The sequence below is a fragment of the Pontibacillus sp. ABV4_188 genome (assembly GCF_056311905.1).
This window is the reverse complement of sequence record NZ_CM149975.1, coordinates 206,430-218,793: the sequence shown is the minus strand read 5'-3', so window position 1 is coordinate 218,793 and position 12,364 is coordinate 206,430. Positions and strand designations below refer to the sequence as shown.

The 12,364-nt window shown below is 42.2% G+C and carries 11 protein-coding genes; 5 read left to right on the top strand and 6 right to left on the bottom strand.

The features are described 5' to 3' along the window. Positions 1-67 precede the first annotated feature (67 nt). Together ACYX4O_RS01240 and ACYX4O_RS01235 are read right to left on the bottom strand one after the other, a co-directional pair. Positions 68-1,324 (bottom strand): substrate-binding domain-containing protein, encoded by a 1,257-nt coding sequence (locus ACYX4O_RS01240; protein ID WP_476353896.1) that lies wholly within the window; start codon positions 1,322-1,324, stop codon positions 68-70. A gap of 143 nt (positions 1,325-1,467) precedes the next feature. Next, a complete protein-coding gene (locus ACYX4O_RS01235; RefSeq protein ID WP_476353894.1) occupies positions 1,468-4,713 on the bottom strand; it encodes a winged helix-turn-helix domain-containing protein in 3,246 nt (1,081 codons plus the stop codon). A 208-nt stretch (positions 4,714-4,921) separates the two neighbouring features. On the opposite strand from ACYX4O_RS01235, the gene ACYX4O_RS01230 reads away from it, so the two are divergent. After that, entirely contained in the window at positions 4,922-5,911 is a 990-nt protein-coding gene (locus tag ACYX4O_RS01230; protein WP_476356969.1) for an LLM class flavin-dependent oxidoreductase, read from the top strand. Between the two features lie 40 nt (positions 5,912-5,951). Here the strand turns inward: ACYX4O_RS01230 and ACYX4O_RS01225 are convergent, their stop codons facing one another. After that, the gene (locus ACYX4O_RS01225; RefSeq protein WP_476353892.1) at positions 5,952-6,461 is read right to left on the bottom strand and encodes an N-acetyltransferase family protein; all 510 of its coding nucleotides are present in this window, start codon (positions 6,459-6,461) and stop codon (positions 5,952-5,954) included. Positions 6,462-6,583: 122 nt separating this feature from the next. Between ACYX4O_RS01225 and ACYX4O_RS01220 the strand changes: the two genes are divergently transcribed. Then, positions 6,584-7,543 (top strand): BMP family lipoprotein, encoded by a 960-nt coding sequence (locus tag ACYX4O_RS01220; protein WP_476353890.1) that lies wholly within the window; start codon positions 6,584-6,586, stop codon positions 7,541-7,543. A 1-nt stretch (position 7,544) separates the two neighbouring features. After that, positions 7,545-9,194 (top strand): methyl-accepting chemotaxis protein, encoded by a 1,650-nt coding sequence (locus ACYX4O_RS01215; RefSeq protein WP_476353888.1) that lies wholly within the window; start codon positions 7,545-7,547, stop codon positions 9,192-9,194. A gap of 77 nt (positions 9,195-9,271) precedes the next feature. On the opposite strand, the gene ACYX4O_RS01210 is transcribed toward ACYX4O_RS01215, so the two are convergent. Both ACYX4O_RS01210 and ACYX4O_RS01205 read right to left on the bottom strand, forming a co-directional pair. Further along, the gene (locus tag ACYX4O_RS01210) at positions 9,272-9,526 is read right to left on the bottom strand and encodes a DUF2164 domain-containing protein (RefSeq protein WP_476353886.1); all 255 of its coding nucleotides are present in this window, start codon (positions 9,524-9,526) and stop codon (positions 9,272-9,274) included. A 14-nt stretch (positions 9,527-9,540) separates the two neighbouring features. Further along, on the bottom strand, positions 9,541-10,212 hold the full coding sequence (locus ACYX4O_RS01205; protein WP_476353884.1) for a class I SAM-dependent methyltransferase: 672 nt from the start codon (positions 10,210-10,212) through the stop codon (positions 9,541-9,543). Positions 10,213-10,327: 115 nt separating this feature from the next. Between ACYX4O_RS01205 and ACYX4O_RS01200 the strand changes: the two genes are divergently transcribed. Both ACYX4O_RS01200 and ACYX4O_RS01195 read left to right on the top strand, forming a co-directional pair. Further along, positions 10,328-11,002 carry an SIMPL domain-containing protein gene (locus ACYX4O_RS01200; RefSeq protein WP_476353882.1) on the top strand — a complete coding sequence of 225 codons (675 nt, stop codon included), beginning with the start codon at positions 10,328-10,330 and terminating at the stop codon, positions 11,000-11,002. 122 nt (positions 11,003-11,124) lie between these two features. Then, positions 11,125-11,748 carry a Bax inhibitor-1/YccA family protein gene (locus ACYX4O_RS01195; RefSeq protein WP_476353881.1) on the top strand — a complete coding sequence of 208 codons (624 nt, stop codon included), beginning with the start codon at positions 11,125-11,127 and terminating at the stop codon, positions 11,746-11,748. Positions 11,749-11,809: 61 nt separating this feature from the next. On the opposite strand, the gene ACYX4O_RS01190 is transcribed toward ACYX4O_RS01195, so the two are convergent. Then, positions 11,810-12,298, bottom strand: coding sequence for a hypothetical protein (locus tag ACYX4O_RS01190; RefSeq protein ID WP_476353879.1), 489 nt, complete (start codon positions 12,296-12,298; stop codon positions 11,810-11,812). Between the last annotated feature and the right edge of the window lie 66 nt (positions 12,299-12,364).

Genomic DNA, 12,364 nt, shown 5'->3' with positions numbered 1-12,364 from the left:
CCCTCCTCTTGTTCATGAAACAAGAACTCCGGCATGGATTTCCCACCGAAGTTCTCGTTTATATGATTTAGTTCTGTACTGGTGGTGCCGTTTCTTCAGGCGTCAACACGCGTTCTAACACTGGAACCGGATAATCCAAGCCGTCTTGTTCTTGTAGTGTGATCTTATATAGAGATTGCAGAGCCTGATGGTCTTCAGCTCTGAACGTCATCGTTCCTTTTGGAGTTTCAAAGCTCATGCCTTCCATTGTTGTAATCAATTCATCTGCGTTCACTTCACCATTCGTTTGTTTTAAAGCTTCTGTAATCGATAAAGCTGCACTCATGCCACCTGGTGTAAACAGATCAGGAACAGAACCGAATTTCTCCTGATGCTTCTCCACCAACCAATCGTTAACTTCATTATCAGGAAGAGTATGATAATACACAGTAAACCCTTCCATGCCAACGAGTTCCTTCATTGTACTTAGTGCAGCAATATCTGGCGCACCAGTAGAAATCTTGATTCCTTTTTCTTGAAGCTTCATGTCAGAAATTTGGTTCCAAGGGGAATTTGCTCCTGCCCAAATAACAAATAAGTAATCAGGTTCAGATTGAATGATCTTTTGGATGTTAGCTGTAAAATCTGTCGCTGTTGGATCAGCGTATTCTTCATGGACAATCTCAGCTCCTAAATCTTTAGCCGCTTTGGTAAACGCTGCTACCCCATCACGTCCAAATGAATAGTCAGGAGCAAGTGTCGCGATTTTAACCCCATCCTTAGCGATGGCCGCAGCTCCTGCCACCGCATCTTGAGATGAGTTACGCGCTGTACGGAAGACATACTTATTCCAGTCTTTCCCGGTAATACTATCCGCTACAGCCGGCTCTACGACCATAATCTTCTGATATTCTTCTGCTAGTGGCAAAACAGCTAGTGTATCTCCTGAACTTGAGGAGCCTACGAGGAAATCAACGTTGTCATCCTCTAATAGCCCAATGGCTTTTTGACGAGCCACTTTAGGATCTGTTTCTGTATCTGCATAGACGACTTCAATCGGGCGACCTGCTATCTCGTTTGTACCTTCTGTTGCATATTCAATGCCCAGCTCAAACCCTTGCTTCGTTTGCTTTCCATATGATTCAAGAGCGCCTGACAAGGAAGCTAATACTCCAATCTTAATCGGCTCACCTGAAGCAGCCTCTTCTCCACTAGTATCTGTCGTTTCTTCTGTCTCCCCTTCTTCTTCATTACCATCAGAAGACGCGTCATCGCTACTACAAGCCGCTACAAATACAAGTAACATTAAAAATACCAACAAACTGAACCCGCGTTTTACCATCATTTCAACCTTCCCCCTTTAACTCATTTAAATAATTTGTACTGATAACTTGATGGTAGAGAACAAGAGTTACAAGATAGTTACAAATTCTTATTGTTATGAAAAAAGCATGAAATGGGTTAACCCATTCCATGCTTCTCTTATCCTTAAATGTAACTTTGAACGGTCTTTTCATTTTGGATGAGCTGGTACATATCCTGCGTGGACTCCATTGGCGATACACTTAGTTCTTTCTCAAGGACACGACAACACTTCTGATACCATTTAATCGCCTGAGGACGGTTGTGGCGCTGATAGTAACTAAACATCATTAACCTATAAGCCTCTTCCCACGTCGCATCCACTGTTAAAATTCTTTCACACCAATGAATACACGTATCATATTCTTCTAATCGTACACAATGCTGCGCTAACCTTTCAGCTCCTCGGAGGAATAATACTTGAAGGCGTTCTCGTTCATGTAAACACCAATCTGTCAGACGCCTTTCGGGTAAGTAATCCCCCTTATACATAGACAATCCTCGTTCTAAAATCTCTTTCACTTGAGCAGGTTCGCTTTCTTTTAAGCCGGCTTCCACCCATTCTTCAAATAATGCACTATCTAATTCATAACCCGATTCAGGATGTAACCCGTAAGCGCTTCCTTCTTTCTTAATAAAAAAAGATGCTCCTCTGGCTTTCCGGTTTGGTTCTATTGTTTTTAATAACGCATTTAATGCTACTTTAAAACCACGGTTGGCACTCTCTTCATCCTGATCAGGCCATAAAGCGGCTAAAATCTCTTCTTTCCTTACTAAATGCTTCCGTTTCGTAATAAGAAGTTCGAATAATTCCCTCGCTTTCCCTCGTTGCCAGTCTTCTTCTCGAATAACGTTTGTACCCATATGAAGTTTCAAAGGGCCTAATGTTTCAATCCGAAGGGTGAATCCAGGGTGGTTATCACGTTGGCCATAGCCAAGCTTAGATATCATCATCGAGACAAACGCCTCATAAATGTGCAGACTTCTTGCTTCAAATAAAAGAGGGACGGTGTTTTGCAAATCAATAGGGCCGAATGTCGTCCGTTCAGATAAGAAAAACTCATAATGCCCTGTCTGAACGCGTTGAAGAAATGTTCTCATTTCCATTTGAAATGATTCTTCATCCCCCACTTCCCAACCTATATACGCTTTCCAATACGAAGTAAGCATCAGTCCATATTGGTCTCCGCACTGTTGAAACTGCATTTCAATGATTTGAAGTTCCTCTTCTGCCCTCTCATATTTGCGATTATAGACAGCTGCGATTGCCATGCATAATTTAATTAATGAAGAAAGCCACACATCGCGGACAAGCTCTGTTTCATAAAGCCCGCTTCTCCCTGCTTCCACCGCTTTCTCATAGTCACCTTGCACTCCATATAGTACACAAAGTCCCATATATGGCTCTGCTTTCCCTCTTGAAACATTAAGAGTTTCCATCATTTCAAGAGACGTTTGATAGCAACGTTCAGCAAGGTCAGGCTCATAACGATTAAGCAACTGAACAGCATGCCCAATTCTCATCCACCCACATGCCTCCACAAAAGGGGACTGTACCTGAATCCCTTGCTTTATTCCTTCTTCGGCATGTTTCTTACTTACATTTCCTTTGCCCATAAAGGCCGCTATAATCGACAATAAAATATCGGTTTCCCGGTGGGAACGAGGCAAAACTTGATTTCCATGGAGAGGCTGTTCTTTTTTTCGAGTTAACAAGACCTTCTCCGCTTGTTCCAGTCGCCCTGTGCGCAAGTAAAGGCGCGCTTCGAAATTATCATCTTGAAGAGGTAAATTAAGATCTTTCGCTCGGTTAAACCAGCTTTCTGCCTTACGCGCTTGTCCGGCATTTAATAAGTTCTCGGCTAAAAGATGATAAAGTTGGGCCATTTCTTCTTTGTCTACGTCCGCCTTCTCTCTGTATTCAATGGCTTGCTGCAAGAATCGTTCTGCTTGTTCAGGTTGAATGGTATCAAGATAAATGCGAGCCCTCCCTTCTAAAGCTAGACTCGTAATATAGGAATCTGATCGGCTCTTTCCAATATAATAAAGATTCTTGTAACACGTTTCTGATTGCTCATATAGTGAACGATAGCGTAACACCTCGCCTTCAAAATACCAAAGCATGGGACGTCGCTCTTTCACAACTCTTGATAATTCTTTCAGAGAATCATAGAGACTTTGGAGCTTTCCTGATGAAATCATAACCTTCCCGTATTTTTCTAGTATGTCAGATACTCGTTCGTCATCTTCTAATTGATTGGCATGATAGAGCGCCGTTTCCCTATCTCCCTTAGTTTCATGAAAGCTCGTAGCTACTGCATGCAGTTGACGAAAAGCGCGAATGTCTTTTTGTTTCATACGGTTTTGGAGGAAGATTTTAATTAGTGCATGATAGCGGTAGTGGGTTTCGTCGATTCGTTGTAAAAAAAGGTGTTGAGTTGCCAACTGTTCAAGCATACTTTCTGATCCCGCTATGCCTAATACAGCATCACAAACCTCAGCTGATAGCACATCAAGAATAGAGGTTTGTTCCAAAAATTGCTGAACCATGAGGGACTGCTTCGCTAACACTTCCTGAGCTAAGTAATCAAATAGGTCGTGTAATGAAGCGGATCGATTTTGAAGGATCTTTTTCGCAGGCACACCGGCTTGAAGCTGTTGTAAAATCATTTCAAACGCAATGGCCCACCCTTCTGTAGTACGATGAATGGCGTGTAGGTCGTCCGACTTTACTTGCACGTCGTATAAATCCTCAAGTATATGTCCCATCTCTTCTTCTGATAATAGGAGGTCTTCTTGAGTCAGTTCCATGAGATTCCCCTTTACTTTTAAAGAGGTCACTATATTCCAGCGGATCCTTGCACGACTAGACAAAATAATATGTACATGTGGTGGTAGATGTTCAAAGAATAGTTCAATCCATTCTTTTATATTCGCAGAATGATGGAGATGGTGAAAGTCATCAATGATGGAGTAGATTGGATGGTGTATCTGATTTAACTCATTCACGATTAGAGAAACCAGTCTTGCTATTTCATGTTTATGGTGAATTTGATGAAAACTATTCAGTTCATCCAGCATACGTTCGCCAAACGAAGGTTCCTGCACCCGGAGAGAATAGATCCACTTTGTTAGAAACGGTATAAGATCATCATCGTTTGATGAAACGCTATACCAGGCAATATTTAAACCGCTGTCCTGCACAAATAGTGTTAGAGCCGTGCTCTTTCCGTACCCCGCTCCAGCGTGCATGCAGATTAATGGATATCTTGTGATAGAAGCCACCTTCTTTTGCAAAGATGCCCTTCGAACAAAGCGCTCCTGGACCACAGGTGGTCTTAATTGCGTTTGGATAATAGGAATTGAAGACACATGCTCACCCCGTTATTCTTTCTATCTTTTCCCTCAGTTTACCATACGGGTTTGTGATATTTTGTCAAAATATAGACAAGCGTTCGACGAGGATGTAAAACAAATCGCGATGACAGTGTCATGAAAGCAATATTTTTGCATGGGATAAGGGTTTTCTCTGATAATAAATAAAGATGATGAACAATTATGAGGATGGTGCACTTTGACTATAAAACTAAGCGTACTGGATCAATCACCTGTCCTAATCGGGCAAACTCCAGCGGACGCCTTTCAACAAACAACAGAACTTGCAAAACATGTCGATCAGTTGGGGTATCATCGCTACTGGGTATCGGAGCATCACAGCACACAAAGCTTAGCTGGTTCCGCTCCTGAGGTATTAGTAGCTCACCTTGCAGCAAACACCGAAAACATTCGAGTGGGTACAGGAGGAGTCCTGCTTCCTCACTACAGTTCTTATAAAGTAGCCGAAGCATTCAGGGTGCTCGAAACGCTCTATCCAGGTCGAATTGATTTAGGTATTGGCCGTGCGCCAGGCGGGATGCCTAACGTCAATTATGCCTTAAACGACGGTTCGTACCCGAATGTTGAGGAGTATCCTAAACAAGTAAGGGAATTAATGGCTTATTTACACGGCCAAGACCCTTATAGCCTTGACGTGCGTGCCACTCCACAAACAGGTACCACTCCGCCTATCTGGATGCTTGGTTCAAGTGGAACAAGTGCCAGACTAGCCGCAGACCTTGGTGCTTCTTATTCATTTGCCCATTTCATTAACGGCTTTGGTGGCACGCGAGCCATGGATCGCTATTCGAACCACTTCACGCCATCGATTCAACAAGAAGAGCCCCAAGGAAACGTATCTGTTTTTGTTGTGTGTGCTGAAACGGAGGAACGGGCTGAGTATTTAGCGTCATCCTTAGATGTATCGATTTTAAAAATTGAACAAGGGGCCAAACGTGAAGGCTTCCCTTCTCCTGAAGAGGCCAGTCAGTATCCTTATTCGATCTTCGAAAAAGAGCGAGTCCGCGAAAACAGGCAACGCATGATTGTTGGCAACCCTGAACAAGTAAAAGAAAGAATCGAGCACCTTGCTCGCGCCTATAATGTGAACGAAATCATTGTAAATACCATTATCAATCCATTTGAAGAACGACTTCGCTCTTATGAACTTCTCGCGAAGGCCTTCAACCAATAAGAAATTCCCCCCTTCCCTTTTGGTGAAGGGGAATTTTTTATTATCCCTCTTTTATATGTTTCTCATAAAAGTAAAATGGTGCCTTGCGCTCTGGGGTGCTCCACTCCCCTATGTAGGTATAGTCAGCTTTTTGGAACACTCGTTGGGCAGCTGGGTTCAAGGAATACGTATCGGTCTTTAAAAATTGGATCCCTCTCTTACTTGCTAATTGTTCAACGTAGCTATAGAAAGATTCAGCAATTCCCTTCCCTCTCACAACTGGGTCGACCGCTAGCCTTTGTGTTAGCAGTACACTCTCTTCTTCTGGCTTAGACCACGGTAAGTGCGAATAATGCCCAGGCTCTTCTTCATTAAAACAAGCAACTCCATAGACACAACCTCCTTCTTCATAGACAAATAATCGCCCCTGTATAACGTCATTTTCATAGTCGGAGTAAAGAGGATAGGCTTTATCCCACTGATCGCTACCCGTTGCTGCCATTAATAACTTTGAAGCTTCTACAATTTCCATGATGCGCTCTAAATCTTCTCTTGTTGCTTTTCGAATCACAGTGACATTTCTCCTTCATTTCTTGTTTCTTACTATTTAATCCCCTCCAGAGTATTAAATCAAGCATTATATATACCGATATATAGACTATGTGTGAAATTACGAAATAAAGGGGTTATGTCATGCAGAAAAAAACACTTTTTCTATGGATGATTGGATTGTCGTTGTTATTAAGCGCTTGTTCACAAGTAAGTCAATCCAGTAAGGCAGAAGAAAAGAAAACAATTGGCCTCTTGGTCACGGACAGCGGACTTGGAGATAATTCATTTAGCGATTCGGCGCTTCAAGGGCTAGAGCGGGCGCGTGACGAGTTAGGTGTTTTCTTCAATTATAAAGAGCCGCTCACTGGGAATTACGTCGGTTATTTAGAAGATCTCGTCAAAGAAGGCCATGACTTAATTGTAGGATTAGGGTTCGAGTCACAAGAAGCGGTTGAAGAGATGGCTAAGAAATACCCGGATCAGAAGTTCCTGCTTATTGATGCTGTATCCTCGCAACCAAACGTTACCTCTCTCACATTCAAAGAAGATGAGGGAAGTTACTTAATCGGTCTGATTGCTGGTATGCGTACCGAGTCAAACCACGTTGGGTTTATCGGGGGCATGGACATTCCTGTTGTAAAGAATTTTGAGAAAGGGTTCAAAGAAGGCGTGCAAAAAGCAAACCCAGACGCTACTGTGTCAGTAGATTACATAGGTGATTTCGACAATGATGATAAAGCGGCTGAGCTTGCAGATAAGCAAATTGCTGATGGAGCTGATCATATATTCCCTGTAGCAGGGTATGCAGGTGTCGGCGCTTTGAAAGAATCTCAAAAGCAAGGCATCTACTCATTTGGTGTAGATAGTGATCAATACTTCTTAGCTGAAAAGTCGATCGTCACATCAATGATGAAACGCATTGATGTTGCTTTGTTTGATATTGCCAAGCAACTTAAAGAAAGTTCCTTCGAACAAGGGAAGCATATTCAACTAGGTTTAGAAGAAGATGCAGTGGGCTTAGCTCCCATTCGTATTATACAACTGACCAACCCACAACGAGATACCCTTGAGGAAGTCATGCAGAAAGGGGGCAACGAGTAAGATGTCTCTACGTAAACGGATTTTATTACTATCTTCCATCCCCCTCATATTAAGCTTAGTCCTTATTGGTTATGTCATTACACAGATGGTACAAGTACAAGAGTCTTCTACTCAAGAGGTTAAACTTCTCCTTGATGCTGAACATTTGAATGGAAGTGTTGTGACGCTTCAGCAATCATTAAATAACTTTGCCAACAACCCATCAGAAGCCAGCAAACTAGAGTCAACAGATTTATTAGATTCGGTAAATAGCGAGATTGTTGCTTTAAAGGATCAGCTAAAAAACGAAGAACAACAGAAATGGTTCGACCAGCTTGAATCAAAGTATGCTTCTTTAAAAAGCAAATCCGAACAATATCTGGCCTCCAATGATACAAATGAGATTAGTCGCCAAGCTTCAAGAGCCGGAGGTATTTTAAATGATGCTTATATGATTAATTACACAGCCAACCAATGGCATGAGGGTCAGATCCAAAGCCGAAAAGATGAAATTGAACAACTTATTCTTATCACTTTAATTGCAAGCGGAGCACTGATTCTCTTCTCCGTATTGTCTTCTTGGAGGATGTCTGCTCAAACAGCAAACCCAATTCGAGAATTGGCTAAAAAAGCCCAAACGATTGCAAGCGGCGATTTAACTGTGCAAGTTGCTATGACAAATCGTAAGGATGAAATTGGACAATTGGCCTCTTCCTTTAAAGAAATGGTTGACCATTTAAAGGAAACCATCCAATCAATTGAAACGATGGGGAAAGAAGTACAAGAGTTCAGTTTAGGACTAAAAAGCAACATTGATACTCTATCAGAAAGCTCGATCCAAGTGGCAACCTCTACCGATGAGCTAGCACAAGGCAGCCAATCCATCTCAACAGATATCCAGGATGCCTCATTCTTAATGGATGAAATGCATAACGGATTTCAGTCAAATGTTGAAGCTAGCCGAAACGCAAGCGCACAAAGTGAAAACGCGCTCCAAAGTGTTGAAATCGGGCAACGATCGATCGAGAACCAACAAGACCTACTAGATAAGAGCATTGTAGCCACAAGGTCGATCGAACAATCGGTTCAATCCTTTGTCCAGTATACAAATGAAATTCACCAGACATCTCAGCTTGTTAATGATCTCTCTGAGCAAACCAACCTTCTTGCTCTTAACGCAGCGATTGAAGCTGCCCGAGCGGGAGAACACGGAAAAGGTTTTGCAGTTGTAGCTGAAGAAGTTCGTAAGCTCGCAGACCAATCTAGAAACGCAACAGAACAAATCTTCAGCATGGTGGAGCAAATTCAAAATGGAATTCAAATGATAGAAGAGGATACTAGCCGATCCACATCTATTTCCACGAAGCAAGAAGAGACCATGAATGAGTCTAGAACAGCGTTCACTTCTATTCATGAACATGTCACGATGATTCATAAGGAGTTACACCAACTCGTACAGAATATGGATGACTCCCTCAATCGGAGTGAGCAAGTATCATCGAGCATGCAAAGCGTAAGCGCTATTACAGAAGAAACGGCTGCAGGAACTGAGGAGATCTCCGCTTCTACTGAAGAACAACAACGCACATTCACCAACGTACAACAACAATCTGTTCAACTACAGACCATGATTAACCAACTAGAAGAACAACTCAACCAATTCAAACACTAACACGCTTTAGCACTCTACAGAAAGAACGCGTGCCAGACACCCTTTAGCATGCTAAAGGGTGTCTGGCACGTTTTTGTTTATCTTCTTGTGGGGTAAGTAGGTTTTTCAAGGGAGGTGATATCTTCGTCGAGGTTCATCATTTTCTCTTCTACCATTTTCTTTGCGTCTTGTACTCCCTGGTTGTAGAAATGCGAAGAGATTTCTTTCTCAATGAACTGAAAGAACTGATCAGCTGCAATGGTTCCAATCTCTTCTCCTCTTTCCAATTCAAAGTATCCTTGAATCTTAGATAGTACTTGCTCCCGTTCTTCTTTCTTTAATGATGGCTTCATGGGCTCATCCCCCTTTAAAAATCATTAGCTATTAGCGGATCAGAGGATACTGAACCGACTACACACGCGGTTTTAGTAGGGTTACCGGGCTTATGATGGACAAGCACTTGCTTAAAACCTGCTTGCTCTAAAAATGAGCGAATTTGGTCGCCTATGATGATCGTTGTCTGATCATTCGCTCCTTTCTCATGAGGCTGTAGTGCGACAGAAATCCTGCCCTTTTCACTCATCTGATTGCGTAATGCTTTCAACGTCCCAACCGGATCTTCCCAATACGTAATGTTATTAATAGCCAGCACTTTATCTATTGTATCATGTAGTTGGGTCACTTCTTCTGCATACCCTTTCACTAACTGTACTTGCCCTCTTTCGACCCCTTTTTGATTGCGACGCTTTGCCTCTTCGACCATTGTTTCAGAAGGATCAAAGCCACTCACACGCACTCCTTCATACGTGTCACAAAGCTCTTTCACACAATACCCTGGTCCAAACCCAATCTCTAACACATGATCCGTCGATTGAACATCCAAGAAAGACATGGCCCATTTATTGATATCAGCATTCTGCTTATACATCATCCAACCTACTACTTTGCCAACAAATCCTGATGGTTTTGAAAACTGAGAGAATAAAAATCCCATTTTTGTTCGCTCCTTTTTATAGTTCCTCCCTTTCCATTCCCCCATTTCCATACCTCTTTAACAACTTTTCTCCACATTAGCAGGACAAAATGGCATATTTCACATCCATCCCTCATGAATTAAATAGTAGGATTAATTCTAGACGGAAGGTGGAATCATTATGTATTATCCATCACCACAACCGCTTTATCGCGACGGGCAACGCAACACCAACCGCTTCTTGACCGTTACAGGTATTGGTTCAGTCAAGCTTGAGCCAAATGTCGCCACTATTAAGTTAGGTGTTGAAACGCAAGATGAAGAACTTACAACTGCTCAACAAACGAATGCCCAAACACTTGATCAAGTGATTGATTCTCTCATTCAAATTGGCATTCCAGAAGAAAATATTCAAACCGTTGACTACTTTATTTTCCCGCAATATGACTACATTGATGGAAAGCAGCAGTTCAGGGGCTATGAGGTCACTCATCTCATTAACGTGACGATTGAAGATCTAGAACAGACAGGTGAAGTCATTGATACGGCTGTGGCTAACGGGGCAAACCGAGTTTCAAACATCTCTTTTACCGTTCAGGACCCTGAGTCTTATTACCAGGAAGCGCTCGCCTCCGCTTTAAAAAATGCCAACTCGAAAGCTCAGACAATCGCACAGACGATGAACCTCCAAATTGACATGACACCGATCTCTATTGATGAACAGCTTCCACCTTCTCAAGCTACACCACAGACCATGGTGAAATCTGAAGCTTTTGGAGCTACAAGTACTCCTGTGCAGCCAGGGCAGTTAGAAATTACAGCACGAGTTGAAACCAAATACCAATACATTTCGTAAAGAATATAGATGCTTAGCAAGGTGGTTACCGGTAACGTGTAAAGGGAACACACAAGTCAGGTAGACGCTTGCTCAAGTTAGGATTATACTAAACACCGCACCTACTATTGGAGGGACTACTTTTGAAAAAACATGAACTACTCAGCAAAGTACTCCGAACCTTTGCGCTATCTCTGCTTGTCGCAACGGTCGGTTTGTATATGGGGCAATGGGTTCCACCTGCATTGTTTCTCCCACTCGTAATCTTAGAATTTATTTTACTGATCTCTGTTTTCTTTCTGCGTAAAGCAAAGAAGATTGGGTATGGCTTTCTGTTTCTGTTTACATTTATATCAGGATTAACGTTGTACCCAGCCATTTCTTATTATATTAGTTCCATTGGAGCTACTACCGTCCTTATGGTACTTGGAGTTACAACTGTAATCTTCATTGTATTGTCCCTTTATGCCTGGAAGACGAAACGGGATCTAAGCTTCCTTGGCGGCATACTCATGAGTGCGCTACTTGCCCTCATTCTTGTATGGCTAATCCACATTTTCTTTAACTTAGGCAGCGCAGCTATACTTGTTATTACGTTGATTAGTGTTGTTATCTTCTCAGGGTTTATTATCTACGACATTAACAAGATTAAGAACGGTCACTTTAACGAGAAAGACGTTCCACTTCTTGCACTGAACTTGTATTTAGATTTTATTAATCTATTCTTAGACCTGCTACGTCTTGTGAATATTTTAAAAGATGACTAAATATAAAATAACGAGCCGGAAACCTCCTAAAAGGTAGCCGGCTCGTTATTTATTCCTTGTGTTATTCAAACATACCCCCGACCCAGAAAAGAGTAGCAAAGAATACAAGAGCAATCGCTACTAATAAAGCAGCCAATCTCACCTGACTCTCTCGTAAAGGATCAGGATCTTGATACGTATTAGGATCTTTACGCAGTCGAGCAAATAAACCACCCACAAAGATGGTACCTAATAGAAAGAACCTCTGCGATCCTCCAACCCGTATTTCCCCCGGCTTTTCATTCATGATGATCAGCATAAACAAAAAAGCGACTGGGAATCCTTTCACAACCTTCCACCCAAACCGCTTCATCACGCTTTCTTCTGAAGACGAAAGGGACGCTTCTACTGAAGCATCCGTTACCAACTGGAGAAGAGCTAACAAGAGAATACCTATATACAAAGTATAGAAGGATAGTGACAGAAATGAAGCTCCCGCCATCAAGACCCCAATCCCTAGAAAAACAAAAGCATTTACCCACTTATAATACCTCTCAAAGATTCCTAACACCTCAATCCCCCCTTATAATTGCCCATAAAAAAACACACAAACGCGGAGTTTTTTCCATTTTACTCC

What these genes read in the sequence shown, in the direction of transcription:
- ACYX4O_RS01200 (WP_476353882.1), top strand. Translation starts at nt 10,328, where the DNA reads ATGTATTATCCATCACCACAACCGCTTTATCGCGACGGGCAACGCAAC.
- ACYX4O_RS01220 (WP_476353890.1), top strand. Translation starts at nt 6,584, where the DNA reads ATGCAGAAAAAAACACTTTTTCTATGGATGATTGGATTGTCGTTGTTA.
- ACYX4O_RS01240 (WP_476353896.1), bottom strand. Translation starts at nt 1,324, where the DNA reads ATGATGGTAAAACGCGGGTTCAGTTTGTTGGTATTTTTAATGTTACTT.
- ACYX4O_RS01205 (WP_476353884.1), bottom strand. Translation starts at nt 10,212, where the DNA reads ATGGGGGAATGGAAAGGGAGGAACTATAAAAAGGAGCGAACAAAAATG.
- ACYX4O_RS01210 (WP_476353886.1), bottom strand. Translation starts at nt 9,526, where the DNA reads ATGAAGCCATCATTAAAGAAAGAAGAACGGGAGCAAGTACTATCTAAG.
- ACYX4O_RS01215 (WP_476353888.1), top strand. Translation starts at nt 7,545, where the DNA reads ATGTCTCTACGTAAACGGATTTTATTACTATCTTCCATCCCCCTCATA.